Genomic DNA, 20,918 nt, shown 5'->3' with positions numbered 1-20,918 from the left:
TCCCACTCATGAGAGGGGGAATGCAAAGATCAATACAATTTTTGTATTTAGTTTTTAACGCTTGAACCGCCAAAAGTGTAAACTTTTGCTGTTCCATCTGCTTTCAGTATCCCATTAGATTTCGCTTTAGCTGTTACTGAAGTTAAAAGTGCCGAAGGACATTCAGTAGTAGCGGTACCAATAACCCCAACCGTAACATTACCATCATTCGCAGTACCCGCTTCAGTAAAAGAAAAACATTTTGTAGAACCAGTTGCCATAGCAACGGTATAATTTGTAAACGCACCCTGTGCTGTATACTCCGCACCCAAATTTTGTATTCCTTGCGCAACACTTGTCATTTCAGCTGCAACCTTTGCATCATCACGTGTTGCTGCCAGCTTCGGAATGGCAACCGCTGCCAAAATACCTAAAATCACGATCACGAAGATCAACTCAATCATAGTAAAACCTGAACGTTTCATGGCTTACTCCTTACGTTTTAAAATGTAGATTACACTTGTAACCTTGTCAACAGTATGAACTTCTTATTCTTAAAAAACGTTTAAATATATCAAAAATTAATAACTTTTTCTTAATTTCAATTCTTTAAGGAGAATGCGGCATAATTTAACCACACAAAAAGGGAGTACACTATGAAAATTGCCGTACCTGTAATCAATGAAACACTAAAAATGGCAGGAAATGCGGGGCATACCCCTTATTTCGCTGTTTTTAATTTAAAGGGGGGAATGTTCCGTTCGTTTGAATTTGAGGGACTTCGCCCCAATCCGAAAGTTGCCGATGAAGAGGAACACGATCATGATGAACACCATACCTGCGACCATGATGAAAACGATCTCGAACATCTCAAAGCGCACGATACGATGGCTCAGGCGATTGAGGACTGTGATTATCTTGTTGTTAAAATGGCCTGTAAAAATACCGCCAAAAGCATGAACAATTTAGGAGTTAAGCTCCAAAAATACAATGGTTCCGAAGCACTTGCCCCTAAAATATTAACCGAATTGGCCATCCATTTTAAGTGACCGACCTTACGTACCTTGCCTTAAGGGGTACTTCAAAGGGAGTTAATCTCCCGTATCCGAAAGATACGGGAAGCGTTTCAGGAAACATCCCTTCGGCAGCGCTTCGCTTGTTTTGGGGGTAATATCAGTGAATACTTCACTACTTTGTAAGATTTAGCATAATTTAACCACACAAAAAGCCGTACACTATGAAAATTGCCGTACTTGTAATCAATGAAACGTTTGCCTCTTCGAGGTAGAAAGCTTCTCAATTTTAATCCGTTATGACCGAAATTATAGAATCAAACTTTTCTATTTTTTGGCTCTAGCCAAAGGACCTCCTGCCAAATCAAGCAGACCAAGCTCTTCGAGTATCCCTAGTTTTTTTAACGATACAATTTTTCTCTCATATGCCAATATATGCCAAAAATATACTTTTTAATTGTTTTTTATAATACTACAAATTTATGCCAATTAGTGCCAAATAGCAATGAATTCAGTCTTTTTTTAAAAAATCGATTTTCTCCTTGAATATGAGATCTAGAGTGAAAAAAATAAGCCAAGTTGCACCGCGACTACCTTCTTCTTCTCAAAGGTTTGTATAACAAACTTCGTAGTTTAATTCTCGTTTATAATTTAAAGGCGTATAATTCGTTCCAGAAAGTTGCTCTATGCATACGAGCTTCAATATTTCATCCCTATACAGTATAGGTGTGAACCAAAAAGGCAAAAAAATATCATGATTCCCACAGAGATTGCGACGTTAGGCATAAAAAACAGCGGAAAGCTTTTCCATAATCTAGATTATAGTGAGCTTATTGAACACGAATTGCGTAACGGCGAATGCCGTCTTGCCAGTAATGGTGCGACGATGGTCGATACGGGAATCTTTACCGGGCGCAGTCCCAAAGATAAATATTTTGTCAACCAAGATCCTTCAAATCACTATATTGCATGGGGTGATGTCAATAAAAAAATTGACAAAGCCGTCTTTGATGAACTTCTGGAAGTAGCACAAAAACAACTTTCCGATAAAGATCTCTATATCACCGATGTTTTCTGCGGCTCCAGTGCTTCAAGCAAACGTTCCGTCCGTTTTATCTCTGAAATTGCTTGGCAATCTCATTTTGTCAAAAATATGTTCATCCGCCCAAGCAAAGAAGAGCTTGCTGACTTCAAACCGCAATTTACCGTCCTTAATGCCTGCAAAGCGGTCAATGATCAATGGAAAAACCACGGGCTCAATTCCGAAGTATTCGTCCTCTTCAATGTAGAAGAGAATCTCTGCATCATCGGCGGTACCTGGTACGGCGGAGAGATGAAAAAAGGGATCTTCTCGATGATGAATTACTGGCTTCCTCTCGAAGGGAAGCTCTCCATGCATTGTTCTGCCAATGTAGGAGCAAAGGGTGACACCTGTCTCTTTTTCGGTCTTAGCGGCACCGGTAAAACAACCCTCTCCACTGATCCGAACCGTGCGTTGATCGGTGATGACGAACACGGGTGGGACGATGAAGGGGTCTTTAACTTCGAGGGCGGATGCTATGCAAAAGTGATCAATCTCGACCCGTCCAGCGAACCTGAAATTCACAATGCTATCCGCGCCAACGCCTTACTCGAAAATGTCGTTTTCAATGAAGACGGTATCGTCGATTATACCGACGGCTCTAAAACGGAGAATACCCGCGTCTCTTACCCGATCGAACATATCGACAACCATCAGCCCTCTCTCATGGCAGCGCATCCCAAAAATATCATCTTCCTCTCCGCCGATGCGTTCGGCGTACTCCCTCCGGTGAGCCGTCTCACCAAAGAGCAAGCGATGTACTACTTCCTCAGCGGATATACCGCCAAAGTTGCCGGAACGGAACGGGGTATCACTGAACCGGTAGCAACCTTCAGCTCATGTTTCGGTGAAGCGTTCTTACCTCTCCATCCGACCGTTTATGCAAAACTATTGGGCGAAAAAATTGATCAGCATGGGGTAAACGTCTACCTCGTCAACACCGGCTGGACAGGCGGAGGATACGGTGTCGGAAAACGTATGAGTATCAAAGACACCCGTGCATGTATCAATGCGATTCTTGACGGTTCAATCAACGAAAGTGAATTTGATACCACCAACACATTTGGATTTCATATCCCTAAAACCCTCGGTTCTATCGATCCGATTATCCTCAATCCTCGAAATGCATGGGCAGATCGTGATGCGTATCTCGTACAGCGCGATAATCTAGCAGCTCTCTTTATCAAAAACTTTAAAAAATACACCGACGGCGAGAGTGATTTTGATTACTCCGCTGCGGGCCCGCAACTCCCGTAAACCAAGCATCTCTTCAATTCTCCAGAAAAGCGCCCGTATCTTCCGGATACGGGAGAAACCATTCCCGCGATATACAATAACCCTCTATACGATTTCAAATACTCAGTGAAGCGGATTGCTTTTTAAAAATAACCAAAGATACGAGCGGGGAAAAAGTAAAAGCGAAGCTAGGGGTACAAGCAAAGCTGCTTGTACCGTGATATTAGCAAGAGTAGGTAGTTTTAAATTCGAACGCCGTAGGACGCGCTTCGTCCGGCCATACTTGTGTTTCAAATTTGTAGTGCTGATAGGTATCGATAAACAAATCGCTCATAACCGGCTTCAAGAATTCGTTATCACGAATCAATGATTCTAATGCACCGCGAAGGGTATGCGGCATTTGAGGAATCCCTTTTTCACGAATCTCCGCAAGAGTAAGTTCGAATAAATCTTCATCCATCGGCCCGATTGGAACCGTTTTGTTTTTAATACCGTCAAGTCCGGCCAACAACATAGCCGTAAACGCAAGGTAAGGGCATGAGGTAGAATCCGGGAAACGCATTTCGATACGGGTCGCTTTTTCACCCGCACCGTACGGTACACGGCATGACGCGGAACGGTTTTGGCTTGAGTAGGTCAAAATAGACGGAGCTTCAAATCCAGGGATCAAACGTTTGTACGAGTTGGTTGACGGGTTAGTAAACGCCGCGATCGCACGCGCATGGGCAAAGATACCGCCAACGTAATGAAGTGCCGTTTCAGAAAGGTTGCTGTATCCCCCCTCTTTGTAGAAAAGGTTTTTACCGTCTTTCCAAATCGATTGATGAACGTGCATTCCGTTACCGTTGTCTCCGTAGAGCGGTTTCGGCATAAAGGTGACGGTTTTTCCGTTCAAGTGGGCAACCATTTTGATAACGTATTTAAGTTTTTGTACGTTGTCGGCCGCTTCGACGAGGGTACCGAATACAACACCGATCTCCCCTTGCCCTTGTGCAACTTCGTGGTGTCCCAGAACAACCTCAAGCCCTACTTGCTCCAGCACCAACATCATCTCTGCACGAAGATCGACCATCGTATCGATCGGAGCAACCGGGAAGTAGCCCCCTTTTGTACGTGGGCGATGACCTGAATTGAATCCGTCCGCGAATGATTTGGCATCATTCCATGCGCCCTCTTCGGTATCTACTTCATAATACGAACAGTTGACTTCATCACGGATTTTGACGTCATCAAAAACAAAGAATTCATTTTCAGGACCGAAATAGGCAACATCGCCGATACCGGCATTATTAAGATGCTCAAGCGCTTTTTTCGCAATGGAACGCGGGCATTTTTCGTACATTTGACCTTTATAGATGTCAAATACGTCACAAAATACGATAATAGTCGGATCGGCAGTGAACGGATCCATGAATGCGGAAGGGGCATCCGGCTTAAGAAGCATATCCGAGCGGTTAATAGGCTGCCACGCATCGATCGAAGAACCGTCAAACGGAAGACCGTTTTCAAACATACCGGCATTGACTGCACTGTAACGGTAGCTTACATGGTGCCAAGTTCCTTTCATGTCAGTGAAACGGAAATCTACGAACTGTACATCGTTCTCTTTACAAAAATCAAAAAACTCGTCAACACTATTTACGAATTTACCCATGCTTATCTCCTGAAAAAATAAAAGTGACTGTAGTATATCAAAAAAGATCAAAAATAGAGGTTTAAGGGATGATTAAAAATTAATCAAACTCCGATCTCTATTACGGTACAGCGCACATTGGGTGTACCCTACCGATCGTGCAAGCGCCTCAACCTGATCCGTGTAAAGTCCAACCTGATCGGGTCTGTGGGCATCGGAACCAAACGTGATGGGGATATCCATCTCAAAGGCTTCGGACACCAAGAGGGGGGAAGGATACGCTTCCGCAATCGGTTTGCGATATCCGGAAACGTTAAGTTCCAGACTCATTTTTGCTTTTTTGATCGCTTTAAGGGCATTTTTTGCCAGCAGCCGAATGTCCCTTTTCGGAAGAAATTTAAATACTTTTAATAAATCCAGATGGCCGGCGATATCGAACTGACCGCTTTTTGCCATCGATTCTATCAGTTCGAAATAACGGGTATACATCGAATCGATATCCACCCCTTCATATCGGCCGATAAATTCAGGATTGTCAAATCCCCACTCATCGATAAAGTGGACGCTTCCGATCAAATAATCGCAGGGACGTTGCAATACACGTTCATCCATGTATCCCGGAAGATAATCGACCTCATATCCCAAAAGGAGCGTAATCTGATTTTGATACCGGTCACGGGCCTCTTGAACCCATCGTTCATACACATCCATCTCCTCAAACGTCATGCGATACTGTGGATCGTAATGCATCGGGGCATGGTCGGAAAAACCGAAATACTCGGTACCGGAGGCGATTGCCGCCTCTACGTACTCATTGACGCTTCCCGTTGCGTGATTGCACAAAACGGTATGATTGTGAAGATCGACTTTCATTTTTTATCCAAATAAAATAAAGATTTAACATGCTATTATAGTGCAATTAAATCGTTGAGGGTAGAAGTCATGACGCAAGAAGAACTCGATGCACTAATGAATGGTGAAATGGACTTGGATGAAGAAGATGGAGATACGGAACTTTCAGCTGATATAGCGTTAGAAGAAGAAGTTGATGATGAATCTTTTTCAACTGAACACGATCCGAATCACTACCGTGTATCAGCAATGCACAGCTGGCCCCCCCCACCGCCGACCGACGACAACAAAATGGTTCACCAGCTGGACGATGTCACCAAAGAGAGCGAAGAGAAAGCGAGTGAAATTTTCGATCTGATCGAAGGGATCAGTAACGATTTAGGGGATGGGGAAAAACAGGTCAAAAGCGTCAATGCCGTCATTAAGAGCAATATCGAATTGTTTGAAACCCTTTCCGTAAAATTCCCCCACGTCGAAGCGTTTAAAACACAGCTCACAAAAAATAAAGAAGCCTCCGAAAATATGGGCGAAATATTGGAAATATTCCAAAACGGAGGGGACACGATCATGAATGTCATGGACATTATGCAGTATCAAGACATCCACCGTCAAAAAATCGAACGGGTCATCAACGTCATGCGGGCACTCTCCACTTACATGAACCACCTCTTTTCCGGAAAAATCGACGATGCCAAACGGGTCTCTTCGGCGGTCCATTTACCCGGAGACACGTCAACGGATGATATTGTCAGCAGCGATGATATCGAGGCGTTATTGGCTTCGTTTGGAAAAAAATAGAAGGCTGAAGCTTGCTTCACCCTTTTAATCCCATTATTAACCCTAAATTTTCATTCTACTCACCCCGTTTTTAAGATAAAATTCCCGTAAAATTATGAAGAATCGAGAATATGCTTTGAATAAAGTGGAGCTCCTCTCCCCGGCAGGGAATTTAGAAAAACTCAAAATCGCTATCGATTACGGTGCTGATGCCGTTTACGGCGGAGTCAGCCATTTTTCGCTCCGCATCCGTTCGGGCAAAGAGTTCGATAGGGAGAGTTTCAAAGAGGGGATAGAGTATGCCCATGCACGGGGTAAAAAAGTCTACGTTACGATCAACGGTTTTCCGTTTAATTCGCAATTGGGACTTCTGAAAGAGCATATTGCACAAATGGCATCTCTTGAACCGGATGCGTTTATCGTCGCTACCCCCGGTGTTCTCAAGCTGGCCCATCAGATCGCTCCGCATATACCGCTGCACCTCTCCACGCAAGCCAATGTCATGAATGTCCTCGATGCTCAGGTCTATTATGAGATGGGGGCGCGTCGTATTATTGCCGCGCGGGAAATTTCCCTGAAAGACCTCAAACAGATCAAAGAGGAGCTCCCCGATCTTGAGATCGAGGTATTTGTCCACGGATCAATGTGTTTCGCTTACAGCGGCCGATGTCTGATCTCCACACTCCAAAGCGGCCGTGTCCCCAACCGGGGAAGCTGCGCCAACGACTGCCGCTTTTCTTACGAACTGTATGCCGCCAATCCCGAAACGGGTACGCTGTTTCGTCTTGAAGAACAATCGGAGACGGGGACCTACATCATGAATGCCAAAGATCTCAATCTTGCTTCTCATATTCAAGAGATTCTGGATGCGGGATGCATCGATTCCGTTAAAATCGAAGGGAGAACGAAAGCCCCCTATTATGCCGCGATTACCGCCAAAACCTATCGCAAGGCCATCGATGATGTTTATGCCGGAAAATTTGACGGGGAGCGCTATCAAAAAGAGTTAAATACGATGCAAAATCGCGGTTTTACCGATGCCTATCTGGTGAACCGTCCGTTTGAAAAACACGATACCCAAAATCTCGATTTCACGATGATGATGGGGACCCATCAAGTGAGCGGGATGGTCGATGAGAGCGGGGAATTTTTTGAGTGCAAATACAAAACTTTCCCCGGAGAGACAATGCAAATCGTTACTCCCGATGAGAATGGGATGAAAGCCATCGACAACGAAATCGGCGCCATCGCTTTTGAAAACGGCCACTGGACCATCACGTTCAAGCAGCTTCTGGCGGAAAACGGCAAAATATGGGATCAGGTCCACAGCGGCAATCTAAACCGCTTTACCCTACCCGCCTCATTACCGCCGTTTTGTTTTTTCCGTATCCCTGCCACCGAGGATATGGGGACCGTCACCAAATGTTAAATTCAATCACACCAAAAGGAGATAAATAGCATGAAGTTCGTATCCATTATTATGGGGAGCAAAAGCGATTTCGATGTCATGAAATCGTGTTCGCAAACACTTGAAGAGTTTGGAGTTCAGTATGAACTGATTATCTCATCCGCGCACAGAAGTCCGGAGCGGACCAAAGAGTATATCATTACCGCCGAAGCCAAAGGGGCTCAGGTGTTTATCGCGGCAGCCGGTATGGCGGCGCATTTGGCAGGGGTATTGTCTTCCAAAACCGTTAAACCGATCATCGGTGTTCCGATGAGTGCATCCGCACTTAACGGTATTGATGCGCTCCTCTCTACCGTACAGATGCCGGCGGGTATGCCGGTAGCAACCGTCGCGATCGGGAAAGCGGGAGCCATCAATTCGGCCTATCTTGCAATGCAGATCCTTGCGCTGAATAATGAAGAACTTCGAATGAAACTTCAGGAAGACCGTATTGCAAAAGCAAAAAAAGTAGAGATGGATTCTCTCGAAATCGAGACGATTCTTTAATTTTAAAACTGTTTATACCCCTTTTTCTTTGCAAAAGCAAAGAAAAAGGAGAGCATCTCCTATTTCATCTGCAATACGTACCGTAACTGAATCGACCCAAATACAAAACAGTACAAAGTACTCTTACCCCCTCACTACACCTTTAACACATTTTTGGTACAATCGTCCTATCAAAACACGAGGCGGGAACTATGCAGGGACACTGGATGAGCATCGACGACTACGCCCGTCTGACGCAGATGGAGAGATCGGAGGTCGAAACGCTGATCGTTCGGGGAAAACTTACCACTATCATCGAAGACGGAGTCGTTATGATCGATCCCGGTCAGGGGATGGCGGGGATCGTCCCCGCCTCCTTGCATGAGCTTAGTGCATCGGAAGCCGATATGACGCTGGGGGCAAGTTTCGTCGAAAAAACCATCGGTACGATTATCAATCTGCACGAAAAAGTGCTCGTTGCCAAAGAGGAGACGATTGAATCGATCAAGAATGAGAATCTTTTTTTAAAAGAGGCCCTTGCATCGCTTCAAGAACTGTATGAAGAGGATCGCCATACGATTGCAACCCTGACCGAACAGTTGAAACTCTCTCAGCAGGAAGTTGAATTTATGCGCCGCAAATACAAGCTAATGTGGGGCAAAGTGATCGAAGAGCATGCCGCACAATGAGAAAAAATCGAAACCATAGTATTAGCGCAGCCAATCGGGGCTTTGCTGTGATGGCATAACCATGCACATAGAAAATGAGTGTATCGGGTGTATCATCGCCCAAAGCGGACGTGTTTGTGATGCCATTGGAGCAGATGACGCTTTAAGAGAAAAAATTGTCTCTTTTGTTGAAACCTCTCTTTCTACTGCTGATTTCACCCTCTCCCCACCTGTCATTGCCGCACCGCTGTATGAACAGATGGCTTTTTTTGCCGAAAAAACCGATCTTTACGATGAGCAAAAAACACACGCAACGCTACAAGCTCAACACTATCTCCCCTTTTTGCGTGAAACGATAGAACAAAGCGATAACCCTTTTATGGCGCTTCTTAAAACTGCCGTTGTGGGAAACGTCATCGATTTAGCAGCAGAGGTAACGTTTGACCTGCACGGTGCGATACTGTCGGTATTTGATACGCCATTTGCGCATGATGACGCTATAAAGTTGGCCGAACACTTCAAAAATACCTCAACACTGCTCTACATCGGCGACAATACGGGTGAACATCTCTTTGACGCCTTGGCAATCGAACATCTAAAAATACTCTACCCCCATTTAAAAATCACCTACATGGTACGAGGCAATTTTATTATCAACGACGTCACTTTAAAAGAGGCGGAAGAAGCCAAGATGGATCAGATTTGTACCCTCATGGATAGCGGCGTCCCGACTCCCGGATTTGTCTACAGCCTCGCATCCCCCGAAGCCCAAAAACTCTTCGATACCGCCGATCTGATCATCGCCAAAGGGATGGGCAATTACGAGTGTATGAGTCCGGTACGCCGCAAAAATATCTGTTTTCTCCTCAAAATAAAATGTTCCGTCGTCTCCCGCTCACTCGGGCGTGAAATCGGTTCTATTATCTGTAAGTTGGATTGATAAAAAGATAAAATATTAGCTATAATGGTTAATATTATTGCAAAAGGGCTAATATGTTATCCTTTTTACCAAAAGAGCCTCACCACATCATCGAAGAACTCCGAACCAAATTTCGAGAACGGCGACGCACCTTAGGCTACACCCAAAAAGAACTCTCTGCACGCTCCGGTGTGAGCTTAGGCTCACTCAAACGGTTCGAACACAGCGGAGATATTTCTCTCGAATCACTTCTCAAACTGGCTTTTATTTTGGAATGTTTGGGGGATTTTGAGGGGGTTTGTAAACCGAAAGAGAAGGTTTATGGGAGTTTGGAAGAGGTGTTAGGATGAGTTCCTTCACCCCTAAACTCACCGTCCACCTCAACACCACACAAAAACAAAAAGTAGGAACCCTCGCCTACAAAGATCGAAAAATCTATTTCGAGTATGACCAAGCATTTCTCCAAACGGGTATCGAAATTTCCCCCTATAAACTGCCGCTCAAAGCAGGGGTGATGCGATGCGACGATGATACGTTTGAGGGGTTGTGGGGGGTGTTTAACGACTCATTGCCTGATGGTTGGGGTCGGTTGCTCATGGATAGACATTTGATGCGGTTGGGTGTTCATGCACGCGATTTGACCCCACTGGATCGACTGGGATATGTCGGAAACTACGGGATGGGAGCACTCAGCTACGAGCCTTTTCACGAGGTCGAAAATCCCTTTATGGATGCCATCGTGTTGGATCAATTAGCACTTCATTCCCAAGAGATTTTAGCAGGGAGCAGTGAGGAACTGATCGATGAACTTTTAGTTCTTAACGGCTCATCCGCAGGGGCGCGACCCAAAGCGATGATCCAACTCAGTAACGATCACAACGATATGATCCACGGATCACAACCGCTCAAAGAGGGATATAGCCATTGGATGGTCAAATTTGCCTCCGGGGCGGATCACCCTGAAATCGGAGCCATCGAGTATGCCTATTCGCTGATGGCGAAAGAGGCGGGATTGGAGATGCCCGAAACGGCACTACTGGAGGGGAAAAAGGGGAACTATTTCGCCTGTGAACGATTTGATCGGATCGGTGATACGCGTGTCCATGTCCACTCGGTGGCGGGATTAGTCCATAGTGATTTTCGCTTTCCCTCTCTGGATTATCATGATTTGCTCTCGTTAAGCCTGCATCTGAGCAAAAATATCCAGGAGCAGGAGAAGGTTTTTCGCCTCGCGTGTTTCAATCTTTTCGCCCACAATCGTGATGACCATGCCAAGAATTTCTCGTTTCTGATGGATGAGAGGGGAGAATGGAAGTTTTCACCGGTTTATGATATTACCCTCTCCGGTGGACCGGGGGGAGAGCATAGCACGATGGTTGGGGGAGAGGGGAAGAACCCGACGAAAGAGCATCTCTTGGCACTCGCCAAAAAACATCGGCTCAAAAACGGGATCGCTATCTGTGATGAAGTGTATGCATCGGTGATGCAATGGTCGCATTTTGCGAAACAAGCGGGGGTAAGTCACAAGATGATACGCTTTATCGAATCAAAACTCCTAGCGTAACAACCCACAAGAAACGTTCACTGGCTTCATTAAGAATCAAGTCACTTTGGCTATAATAGCCCCACTTTTTTTACGGGAAATTTTTATGATCACTTTCGGCGATATGCTTTTAAAACTTCAACAATTTTGGAACGATCAGGGGTGTGCCATCGTCCAGCCTTATGACATCGCAGCGGGTGCGGGGACGTTTCATCCGGCTACATTTTTGCGTTCCCTCGATTCAAAACCCTGGTCGGTTGCCTATGTCGCCCCTAGCCGCCGTCCGACAGACGGACGCTACGGCGAAAATCCGAACCGTCTGGGAAGCTACTACCAGTTTCAGGTTCTGATCAAACCAAGCCCTGAAAATATCCAGGAACTCTATCTCAAAAGCCTCGAGTACCTCGGACTCAATCTCAAAGAGCACGATATCCGCTTCGTCGAGGACAACTGGGAATCTCCGACGCTGGGTGCGTGGGGACTGGGCTGGGAAGTGTGGCTCAATGGGATGGAAGTGACCCAGTTCACCTATTTTCAGCAAGTGGGAGGAATTGCCTGCGATCCGGTTGCCGTCGAAATCACCTACGGAACGGAACGTCTGGCGATGTATCTACAAGGGGTCGATACGGTATTTGATATCGTCTGGAGCGAAAACAGCTTCGGCAAAACCCTCTACCGCGACATCCACAAAGAGGGGGAGATCGAATTTAGCAAATACAACTTCGAAATCGCCGATACCGCCATGCTTTTCGCCGAATTTGAAGCCAAATCGGCCGAGTGCAAACGGTGTCTCGATGCCGAGTTGCCCCTTCCGGCCTACGATCTGTGCATGATGGCGTCGCACACCTTCAACACTCTCGATGCGCGCAAAGCGATCTCCGTCACTGAACGGGCCAACTACATTCTCAAAATCCGCGAATTGGCACGGGGATGCGCCGAACTCTACAAATCGCAGGAAGAGGCCCGGATCGAACGGGTGAAAGGGTAACTCTCTTTCGGGTTTCACCCAAAAAATATACTTTTTGTTACATTCTAATTAATTTATTTCAAATTGATCTAATTCATGACGAATAAATGATACAATTTCTCCATGAACAGCCTAAATAATTTTGCAGTGTCTACGAACAAAAAACATCATACCATTGCAATTCTCGATACTGACAGAGAATTGAGTACTCAGCTTTGCGCTCATCTGTGTTCTTTAGGCTCTACCGTATTTCAGATATTCGAACCCGATAAACTCTCTGCAATTCAGGAGTACCGTCCCGATTTTATCATCATTGATCCGATCTCTACCGGATTGGATGACGCCGCCCTCTGCGAATATCTCACTGCGCCGGAGAGTGCAGGTGTCGTTGTTTTTACGTTCGACAATGATCTGCAACAACGCAGCCGCCTGTTTGAATGCGGAATTTTGGATTATTTTCAGAAAAAAGAGCCGCTTGCCTACGTTGCCAATCAGTTGTCACGTCTTTTTGAAACCATCAATACCAATCCTCAGTATCAGGTTACCGTAGTCAGCGACACCCGTTTTTCGGAACAAAAATTCAACACTATTCTCCTCCACCGGAAATACCATCTGACCCACTTCTCCCACCCGGATACCATCAAAGAGCAATGGGCTGCACCCGGCCATCTTTTCCCCGATCTTTTGATACTCGATCTAAAAGAGGAGAATACCGCTCCCCTCTTCGAATTCATCGATTATGTCCGGATCGATAAAATATCGGAAATACCGATTATCGTCTTATCGGGTTCGCTTGATCCTGACCTCTCTGCCAGACTCTACCGAGCCGGTGTCAATACCGTTCTTACGCAAATTTACTCTGCCGAAGAGTTTCTCTGGACGCTTGCCCATACGCTGGACTATCGAATCAGTAAAAAATGGTTCCATTATGAACACACCATATCCAGCCAGCTCAAGGCGATGATCGATTCAAGCTCCATCGTCTCAAAAGCCGATCCGAAAGGGATCATTACCTACGTCAACGAAAGATTTTGCACGATTAGCGGCTACACCAAAGAGGAGTTGATCGGACGTCCCCACAGTATTATCCGTCACCCCGACACCGATCCGATGATTTTTCGCCAAATGTGGGAGACGATTCAAAACAAGCAGATTTTTAACGGTATGATCATGAACCGCCGCAAAGACGGCAGTACCTATTACATCGACAGTACGATCGCCCCGGTTCTGGATAATAACAACACCATTATCGAATTTATCAGTATCCGTCATGACATCACCCCCTTGATTGAAAAACAGCACGAAATCGAGGAGCAGCGGCGTCAGATCCAAAATGTTCTCGATGCACAAACCAGCCTCGTCTGCATGGTCGACAAAATGAAAGGGGTGGTCCAGTCCAACCGGGGATTTATGGAATTTTTGGGAATCCCCTCTCTGGACCCCGAACATTGCGGATTTCAAAATCTCTATGATCTTTTTCTGGATGGAGACGATACGCTACAGATTTCCTATGCATCACGCTACGTCTGGCTGGAACATCTTTATGAGATGCGAAATAATTTTATTAAAGTGGCCATGCGCGATCACGCATACCATCATCATATTTTCTCCATTCATGTTGAAAAAATTCCGGATTACCGTTTCAGCGGAGGGATATGCTATCTTGTCTCGTTTGAGAACGTCTCCGAACTCAACCGTGCTTTACAAACCGCCAAAGAAGCATCGGAAGCAGAGAGCCGGTTTCTGGCAACGATCAGCCATGAGATACGGACACCGCTGAACGGTATTTTCGGTTTTACCGAACTGCTCCATGAAACGTCTCTCAACGAAGAACAAAAAAAATACCTTCAGGCCATCTCCTACAGCAGCGATACCCTCCGCCAGATCATCAACGATATTCTCCATGTTATGAAACTTGAGCGGGAGCAGTTGGAACTCTATAATGAAACCATCCATCTGATACGGGAACTTGAAGCAATTTTTTACCCTTTTTACGCCCTCGCAGCAAAAAAAAGGGTCGATATGCTCGTGCTAATCGACCCCCGACTGCCGGTCACCGTCGAAACCGATATTCTCCATCTTAAGCAAATTCTGACGAATCTCATCAGCAATGCGATCAAATTCACCCCATCCGATAAACGGATCTATATTCGGGTCAAAAAACTTCAACGTTCAGACGGAAAAGTGAAGATCGGCTTCACCGTTGCCGATGAGGGGATAGGGGTCAAACCGGAGCACAAAGAACGTATTTTTAAAGCCTTTATCCAAGCGGACAACTCGATCGCACGTGAATATGGGGGGACAGGTCTCGGACTCAATATCGCGATACGCGTCACCGCCGCCATGGGGGGGAAAATCGCTTTCAAAAGCCAGGTGGGAAAAGGGAGCGTCTTCCATACCGTTTTGGAATTGACCGATCTCACCCCGGACAGATCGTATGAATATCAGAAAAAAGATATCCGCCTCTATTGCCCCGCTTCCGATTTACCGCCCCGATTTAAATTGGTAGAACAGTATCTCAAACGTTTCGGATGCACGGCATCCGTTATCTCGCATCTTGATCCGATTGATCACGCCGAAGATCAGAGCGCTCTTTCGATTCTCCTCTTTATGGACTGTATGAAGATGAGTGAAACCACCGCGATGCTTGAGCGTTATCAACACGCCAACCTCTATCTCATCTCCTCTTTTATGCCCGTTGTGACCTCTTTGCCTCTGAGTAAAAGAAATATCATCTGGATCACCAATGAGCTGACATGGTCCAATATAACCCGACAATTCGATCTGTATGGAGTTGAATCCTATGCACCCGCCATCTATGAAGAGTCCTCCCATTTCGGGGAACTTCATATCCTGATTGCCGAAGACAATGAGGTCAACCGATTTTACATTCAGGAAGTGTTGAAAAAAATGGGGTTCACGATCGATATTGCACAAGACGGTAATGAAGCACTCACCAAATTTATGCACCATACCTACGACTTGATCCTCATGGATGTTAATATGCCCAATCTCGACGGAATCAGCGCGACACGGCAGATACTTCACTACGAGCAAGAAGCCGGACGTCCCCATACTCCGATTATCGGTGTCAGTGCCGATGCCATTGAAAAAAACATCAAAGACTATATCCGACAAGGTTTGGACGGATACCTGATCAAACCGCTTCGAAAAACCGATCTTATCAAAATATTTCACGATTTTTTCGGTGCCCAAACGATACCTCCTCTCACACTCCGGAGCGGATCCGATGCTATCGACGCACTAGAAATCACCGATATGAGCTTAATGACTTCTACCGCTCAAAAATTGGAGCTCCCCGAAGAGATTGTTGCGGAACTGTTTCGAAAATTCATTAACAATACCCAAACGCTTCTCCAACAGATACGTGAACACCCTAACGACTCCGTCCCCTTAAAAATGGCCATCCATTCGCTCAAAGGGATTGCCCGAAATCTCTATATGGAACCGTTGGGAAAATATTGTCACGAATTTGAAAGCAAGATCGGAACACTCAGTGAAAATCAAACGATTCAAGAGCTAGAAACCATTATCCGAGAGAGTGAAAACGCTATCCACCGGATGCAAAAGGAACTAATACGATGAGGCACGAGACCCCTTTTACCATCATCACGATCGATCAGAATGATATGAATCTTTTAGTGATTGAGACCTACTTAAACAGTACCAATGCCGTGTTTGTCAATTTTACCGATTCGCGTAAAGCATCGGAATACCTTCAAAACAACCCTTTTGATATGGTGATCGTGGATTATGCCATGCCCGAAATGGACGGGATTGCCCTCACCAAAGAGGTCAAAAAAATCGATCCGGAAATTCCGGTCGTTATGATTACCGAACAAAACACCGGAAATACACTCCTGATCACAGCCCTCAGAGAAGGGGTCAATGACTTTATCAGCAAACCGATCCATAAATCGATCTTTCTAAACCGCGTCCAAACGTTGATAAAACTTCGCAAAGCACTCCTGCGGCTCTCGCATCAAGACAAACTGATCCAAAGACAAATCGAAAAAGCGACCGGTGAACTTCAAAAAAATCTTATAGAGTTGCAAACCGCCCAAAAAATAACCAATCTGGGAAGCTGGAAGTGGAACATCCTCAGCGGTATATGGGAGTGTTCGGATGAAACGTACCGTATTTTCGGACTTGAGCCGCAATCCGTTCAGCCGACCTATGAGAGATTTTTACATTTCGTCCATCCTGAAGATATCCAAAAAGTCAAACACGCGATTGATTTGTCGATCTTCACGAAAACCCTCTGCGATTTGCGTTACCGTATCGTCGTATCCGGAGAGATCAAATACGTTCATGGGAGGGGAAGCGTCTACTACGATGAGAAAGAGGAGCCGCTGTATATGGTCGGAACCCTTTATGACATTACGGAATCGACCCAAGCCTATCAGGAGCTGCAACAAAAAGAGCACGAAACGCTTCAAATCCTCTCCCGTACCGCCGAATACAAAAATGCAGAGACCTTCAACCACATCAAACGGATATCGAGCTATGCGGTCCACATTGCAAAGTATTTGAATTTGAGCGAACAAGAACAGGAGATTCTCCGATTTGCCGCTCCGCTGCACGATATCGGCAAAGTGGGGACACCCGACCACATCCTCCTCAAACCCGGGCTGCTGGATCCGACGGAGATGAAAATTATCCACAACCACACCACCATCGGAGGCAAAATTCTGGAAGATACCAAAAGTGTTTATCTCCAAGCGGCCTGTACCATTGCATTGAGCCATCATGAAAAATATGACGGAAGCGGATACCCTTTCGGACTGAAGGGGGATGAGATACCGCTTTATGGACGGATCGTCGCAATTGCCGATGTATTTGATGCCCTCACGTCCAACAGGCCTTACAAAACAGCCTGTTCGTTCGAAGCGGCCGTTGATTTTATCCAATCGAATGCCGGAAACCATTTTGATCCCGAACTGGTCAAACTTTTCACCCGCAATATCGAAGAGATTTACGCTATTTATACCCACTATGAGGATTGAACCATTATGCAAAAAGTTTTAATCGTTGATGACCAAACCCTGAACCAAACCCTTTTGGAAGCGTATATCCAACAGTATGTGAAACAATACAATACCGGACCGATAGAGATCAAAAAAGCCGATCACGGTCTTGAAGCGGTAAAAATGTGTCAGGAAGAGGCGTATGACCTCATTTTCATGGATATACTAATGCCCCATATGAACGGGATAGAAGCGACAAAACACATCCATGCCCTGTTGCCGCAGGCCATTATTGTCATCGTCTCGACCGAAGGGGATGAAGAGAATCAGATTCAGGCCCTTCGCAGCGGGGCCAAAGATTATTTTGTGAAACCGATCCAGCCCGACATCTTCAAACGCCGGCTTCACCTCTACGCAACGATGATAGACAACAGCAAGGGGATCACCTCATCCAAACAAAGCCTCAACCTTTTTACAAATACTATTTTTTGCTACAAAACAACCTATCATATCGAAAATGAAGAAGATCTCGCCCAGCTGTGGGAATCGCTCCTTTTTAAAGTCAAAGACAACGTCCGCACCAATTTCATGAGTGATTTGATCCGGTTTATCTATCAACTCTCGCAGGTGATGCTGACCCGTAAAGTGCAGCCCCATATTGTGATAGAGGAGAATGAACACTACTACTTTTTCTCCATTTTAAACATCAATATTGTCCAATCGAAAAAAGTGATTCAGCTGATCGAAAATTATTTCGACCAGATTGACTACCTGCTCAAACTCAATATCCTCTCCTTTAAAGTGATGAAAGATTTTTCACAAACCATGGTGATTACCACGATGGTCATCCCTGAAGAACAGCCGCGAAAATTTTCTTCCGATTCTACGGCGACAACGTACGAAAAAGGGTCCGAAATACTTCAGCGGTTTGATTTTATGGAAGAAGAGGATATGACTTCGTTAGAACTTAAACTGGGTGAGCTTTCAACCCAGTTTATGTGGATGGGGAGCAATGAACTCAACAGCGACGATGTCGATCAGATCATCGTCTCCTTTGAACGAATCTCCAGCATCCTCCTTTTTTACAGCCAAACCCAAACGCTCGGAACCGCCATTCGCGATTTAACCGCCATCATCAAAAAAGATGAAACCGTTTTCATCGCGATGGCGGCACAAATGTCAACCTTATGCAAAAGCTTCAATAACGATCTGATTGTTTGGTTTAAAACCCTCTTTTATGAAGGGGCCCCATCGGTCGATTATATGAATGCGTCCATCCTCTCCAATATCCAGATGATCCACTCCTTTTTGGAACCTATGGATGAAGCCGGTATGGAGGGGGACGACAATTTCGAATTTTTTTAACTGATGTTACGCACTTTCCGGGCATAGCCCGTAAAGTGGCAGGGGACAATTTGTCCCCTGCACCCCCCTAAAGCTACCCGCATCTTTCGGATGCGGGAGATTACTGGCCTATTTCACCCCTTTTGAAAAAGGTGCGTAACATCAGTTAAGATCACTAAAACTCGGACCGTCGCCGCTTTCCAAACGTGTTCCCTTTCCGTAATGAAAGCCGTCTATACTTTCGTCCATTAACCGGACTAGGATCAGTATGAAAACGGTACGATGGCGTTTAGAGACTGCCGCACTCTTGCTTGCGGCCACGGTGAGTTATCTGTTTTTTGACCGTTCGATCGCACTGTATTGCGCCCACGCCTGTACGGGAGAGTACAACGCTTTTTTTAGCGCCGTTACCAAACTGGGGGTATCTACCCCCTATTTACTCATTTCCGGATTGCTCTATCTCTATTTTTATACCTTTCGCAAAGACCCCTACTCGGCCTACCCTGCCAAATTTGTCTTTTTGGCGGTTGCCGTTTCGGGCATTGCGGCCGATATTGTCAAAGTCATTGCCGGCCGTTTCCGCCCCTCATTGTTTCTGGAACAGGGGTTGTACGGATTCGACTTCTTTCACCTCAAAGCGGCCATGCTCTCTTTTCCTTCCGGTCATACCGCGACGGCATTTGCACTGGCCGCCGTTATCGCACTGTACCGCCCCCGATGGGCACTCATCGGATGGGGAATGGCCTTTATGGTCGGACTCAGCCGGATCACGTTAACCATGCATTACACCAGCGACGTTCTCGTCGGAGCGCTTATCGGAATCATGACGGTCAAAATTTTAGCCCTCTATGAACCGAATCGAAACCGTTTGAACGCGAATCTCCCGATTTATGCCCGATAATTCCTCTCCCCTCCCATATTTGGCTACAATCGCATATGCAAACGCTTATCGGTCAAATCGACAAAATCATTTATGAAAACGACGGATTTTTTATCGCCCTCCTTAAAAGCGGCGAAAAAATTGCCGCCCATTATTACGAGAGTGACGTAGACCATCTCAACGGTGCGGCGATCACCCTCAAGGGGGTATGGGAAGAGCACCGGCAGCACGGCAGAACCTTTAAAGCCGAATCGCTCCTCGTTAATCAAAACGAACTTTTTTTCTTTTTAAACCGTGTCGTCAAAGGGTTCACCAAAAAACTCACCGCCGAACTGATCGAACGCTACACCCAAGAAGGGTTGATCGAGATTCTCGAAAACGACATTGAGCGACTGATGGAGATCAAGGGGATGAGTGCTACGCGCCTATCCAAACTCTCAAACGGCTGGAAACAATTTCGCTCGATGCGTTCACTGGGAGAATTTCTGGCCCCCTACGGGGTAACCCCCGGACTGCTGCGCCTGATTGCCACCGCCCTGAAAGGGGTACGCGATCCGATCGAAGCGATCCGGCACAACCCCTATGGCCTCATGTCGATCAACGGAATCGGATTCAAAAAAGCCGATGAAATCGCCCGTGCAATGGGGGTACATCACCACGATCCGCGCCGTATTCAGGCGGCGATGGAGTACACCCTCGGCGAATACTGCGACCAAGAGGGGAACAGCTGCATCGAACGCCCCCTCCTCTACCGGAAACTCGATCTCCTCCTCGAACTGGGAGAGGAAGCCGTCTATGCCAACGCCCTCGAAGATCGTATCCATGAAGAAAAAATCGTCCTCCTCCCCAGCCAAAGGCTTGCCCCTTCGCGATTGTATCAGGCCGAAAAGTTCTTGTTTGACCAATTCCGTCGGCGGGGAAAAACCCAAGAGGGGGCCATTACCGACAATCTGGAAAATTTCCTAAGCGAACATACCCTGAGCTTGGGAGAGCAGCAGCGCCAGGCTCTGGAATGGATCAACAAAGGGGTCGGATTGCTCTTTCTCGTCGGCTATGCCGGAACGGGGAAAAGTACCACCGCCAAAGCCCTCCTCGATCTTTTGGC

At 46.1% G+C, this 20,918-nt stretch carries 18 protein-coding genes; 15 read left to right on the top strand and 3 right to left on the bottom strand.

What is annotated here, in order from left to right:
- Positions 1–47 precede the first annotated feature (47 nt).
- Positions 48–464, bottom strand: coding sequence for a type II secretion system protein (locus M0P91_RS09130; RefSeq protein ID WP_295066466.1), 417 nt, complete (start codon positions 462–464; stop codon positions 48–50).
- Between the two features lie 171 nt (positions 465–635).
- Here M0P91_RS09130 and M0P91_RS09125 point away from each other — a divergent pair, with 171 nt between their 5' ends.
- Positions 636–1,028 (top strand): hypothetical protein, encoded by a 393-nt coding sequence (locus M0P91_RS09125; protein ID WP_295066465.1) that lies wholly within the window; start codon positions 636–638, stop codon positions 1,026–1,028.
- Positions 1,029–1,746: 718 nt separating this feature from the next.
- Positions 1,747–3,330: a phosphoenolpyruvate carboxykinase (ATP) gene (pckA, locus tag M0P91_RS09120; RefSeq protein ID WP_295066464.1), complete on the top strand. Its 1,584-nt coding sequence runs from the start codon at positions 1,747–1,749 to the stop codon at positions 3,328–3,330.
- A 202-nt stretch (positions 3,331–3,532) separates the two neighbouring features.
- On the opposite strand, the gene glnA is transcribed toward pckA, so the two are convergent.
- Both glnA and M0P91_RS09110 read right to left on the bottom strand, forming a co-directional pair.
- On the bottom strand, positions 3,533–4,963 hold the full coding sequence (gene glnA, locus M0P91_RS09115; RefSeq protein ID WP_295066463.1) for a type I glutamate--ammonia ligase: 1,431 nt from the start codon (positions 4,961–4,963) through the stop codon (positions 3,533–3,535).
- A gap of 72 nt (positions 4,964–5,035) precedes the next feature.
- Positions 5,036–5,815: a histidinol-phosphatase gene (locus M0P91_RS09110; RefSeq protein WP_295066462.1), complete on the bottom strand. Its 780-nt coding sequence runs from the start codon at positions 5,813–5,815 to the stop codon at positions 5,036–5,038.
- Between the two features lie 69 nt (positions 5,816–5,884).
- On the opposite strand from M0P91_RS09110, the gene M0P91_RS09105 reads away from it, so the two are divergent.
- The 13 genes from M0P91_RS09105 to M0P91_RS09045 form a co-directional block, all read left to right on the top strand.
- On the top strand, positions 5,885–6,592 hold the full coding sequence (locus M0P91_RS09105) for a chemotaxis protein (RefSeq protein ID WP_295066461.1): 708 nt from the start codon (positions 5,885–5,887) through the stop codon (positions 6,590–6,592).
- Between the two features lie 94 nt (positions 6,593–6,686).
- Complete coding sequence (locus M0P91_RS09100) at positions 6,687–8,000, top strand: peptidase U32 family protein (RefSeq protein WP_295066460.1); 1,314 nt, start codon at positions 6,687–6,689, stop codon at positions 7,998–8,000.
- Between the two features lie 30 nt (positions 8,001–8,030).
- The gene (purE, locus tag M0P91_RS09095) at positions 8,031–8,525 is read left to right on the top strand and encodes a 5-(carboxyamino)imidazole ribonucleotide mutase (protein WP_295066459.1); all 495 of its coding nucleotides are present in this window, start codon (positions 8,031–8,033) and stop codon (positions 8,523–8,525) included.
- Positions 8,526–8,716: 191 nt separating this feature from the next.
- The gene (locus M0P91_RS09090) at positions 8,717–9,193 is read left to right on the top strand and encodes a DUF3972 domain-containing protein (protein WP_295066458.1); all 477 of its coding nucleotides are present in this window, start codon (positions 8,717–8,719) and stop codon (positions 9,191–9,193) included.
- Positions 9,194–9,254: 61 nt separating this feature from the next.
- Positions 9,255–10,112, top strand: coding sequence for an ARMT1-like domain-containing protein (locus tag M0P91_RS09085; protein ID WP_295066457.1), 858 nt, complete (start codon positions 9,255–9,257; stop codon positions 10,110–10,112).
- A 53-nt stretch (positions 10,113–10,165) separates the two neighbouring features.
- Positions 10,166–10,441 carry a helix-turn-helix transcriptional regulator gene (locus tag M0P91_RS09080; RefSeq protein WP_295066456.1) on the top strand — a complete coding sequence of 92 codons (276 nt, stop codon included), beginning with the start codon at positions 10,166–10,168 and terminating at the stop codon, positions 10,439–10,441.
- Positions 10,438–11,655, top strand: coding sequence for a type II toxin-antitoxin system HipA family toxin (locus M0P91_RS09075; protein WP_295066455.1), 1,218 nt, complete (start codon positions 10,438–10,440; stop codon positions 11,653–11,655). Before M0P91_RS09080 ends, M0P91_RS09075 begins: the two co-directional genes overlap by 4 nt.
- An 85-nt stretch (positions 11,656–11,740) precedes the next feature.
- Positions 11,741–12,622 carry a glycine--tRNA ligase subunit alpha gene (glyQ, locus tag M0P91_RS09070; protein ID WP_295066454.1) on the top strand — a complete coding sequence of 294 codons (882 nt, stop codon included), beginning with the start codon at positions 11,741–11,743 and terminating at the stop codon, positions 12,620–12,622.
- Between the two features lie 126 nt (positions 12,623–12,748).
- Positions 12,749–16,207, top strand: a complete 3,459-nt coding sequence (locus M0P91_RS09065) for a response regulator (protein ID WP_295066453.1) — start codon at positions 12,749–12,751, stop codon at positions 16,205–16,207.
- Entirely contained in the window at positions 16,204–17,628 is a 1,425-nt protein-coding gene (locus M0P91_RS09060) for an HD domain-containing phosphohydrolase (RefSeq protein WP_295066452.1), read from the top strand. Before M0P91_RS09065 ends, M0P91_RS09060 begins: the two co-directional genes overlap by 4 nt.
- 6 nt (positions 17,629–17,634) lie before the next feature.
- Complete coding sequence (locus M0P91_RS09055; protein ID WP_295066451.1) at positions 17,635–18,954, top strand: response regulator; 1,320 nt, start codon at positions 17,635–17,637, stop codon at positions 18,952–18,954.
- 247 nt (positions 18,955–19,201) lie between these two features.
- Complete coding sequence (locus M0P91_RS09050) at positions 19,202–19,834, top strand: phosphatase PAP2 family protein (RefSeq protein ID WP_295066450.1); 633 nt, start codon at positions 19,202–19,204, stop codon at positions 19,832–19,834.
- Between the two features lie 35 nt (positions 19,835–19,869).
- A partial coding sequence (locus M0P91_RS09045) for a helix-hairpin-helix domain-containing protein (protein WP_295066449.1) occupies positions 19,870–20,918 on the top strand: 1,049 nt, incomplete at its 3' end.

It is taken from the genome of Sulfuricurvum sp., assembly GCF_023229695.1.
Taxonomy (GTDB): Bacteria; Campylobacterota; Campylobacteria; order Campylobacterales; family Sulfurimonadaceae; genus Sulfuricurvum.
This window is presented reverse-complemented; position numbering and strand designations above follow the sequence as displayed.

Excerpts from the sequence above, each read along its gene's own strand:
- M0P91_RS09085 (WP_295066457.1), top strand. The coding sequence starts at position 9,255 with ATGCACATAGAAAATGAGTGTATCGGGTGTATCATCGCCCAAAGCGGA.
- M0P91_RS09130 (WP_295066466.1), bottom strand. The coding sequence starts at position 464 with ATGAAACGTTCAGGTTTTACTATGATTGAGTTGATCTTCGTGATCGTG.
- M0P91_RS09050 (WP_295066450.1), top strand. The coding sequence starts at position 19,202 with ATGAAAACGGTACGATGGCGTTTAGAGACTGCCGCACTCTTGCTTGCG.
- M0P91_RS09075 (WP_295066455.1), top strand. The coding sequence starts at position 10,438 with ATGAGTTCCTTCACCCCTAAACTCACCGTCCACCTCAACACCACACAA.
- M0P91_RS09110 (WP_295066462.1), bottom strand. The coding sequence starts at position 5,815 with ATGAAAGTCGATCTTCACAATCATACCGTTTTGTGCAATCACGCAACG.
- purE (WP_295066459.1), top strand. The coding sequence starts at position 8,031 with ATGAAGTTCGTATCCATTATTATGGGGAGCAAAAGCGATTTCGATGTC.
- pckA (WP_295066464.1), top strand. The coding sequence starts at position 1,747 with ATGATTCCCACAGAGATTGCGACGTTAGGCATAAAAAACAGCGGAAAG.
- glnA (WP_295066463.1), bottom strand. The coding sequence starts at position 4,963 with ATGGGTAAATTCGTAAATAGTGTTGACGAGTTTTTTGATTTTTGTAAA.
- M0P91_RS09060 (WP_295066452.1), top strand. The coding sequence starts at position 16,204 with ATGAGGCACGAGACCCCTTTTACCATCATCACGATCGATCAGAATGAT.
- M0P91_RS09055 (WP_295066451.1), top strand. The coding sequence starts at position 17,635 with ATGCAAAAAGTTTTAATCGTTGATGACCAAACCCTGAACCAAACCCTT.
- M0P91_RS09105 (WP_295066461.1), top strand. The coding sequence starts at position 5,885 with ATGACGCAAGAAGAACTCGATGCACTAATGAATGGTGAAATGGACTTG.
- M0P91_RS09080 (WP_295066456.1), top strand. The coding sequence starts at position 10,166 with ATGTTATCCTTTTTACCAAAAGAGCCTCACCACATCATCGAAGAACTC.
- glyQ (WP_295066454.1), top strand. The coding sequence starts at position 11,741 with ATGATCACTTTCGGCGATATGCTTTTAAAACTTCAACAATTTTGGAAC.
- M0P91_RS09090 (WP_295066458.1), top strand. The coding sequence starts at position 8,717 with ATGCAGGGACACTGGATGAGCATCGACGACTACGCCCGTCTGACGCAG.
- M0P91_RS09100 (WP_295066460.1), top strand. The coding sequence starts at position 6,687 with ATGAAGAATCGAGAATATGCTTTGAATAAAGTGGAGCTCCTCTCCCCG.
- M0P91_RS09125 (WP_295066465.1), top strand. The coding sequence starts at position 636 with ATGAAAATTGCCGTACCTGTAATCAATGAAACACTAAAAATGGCAGGA.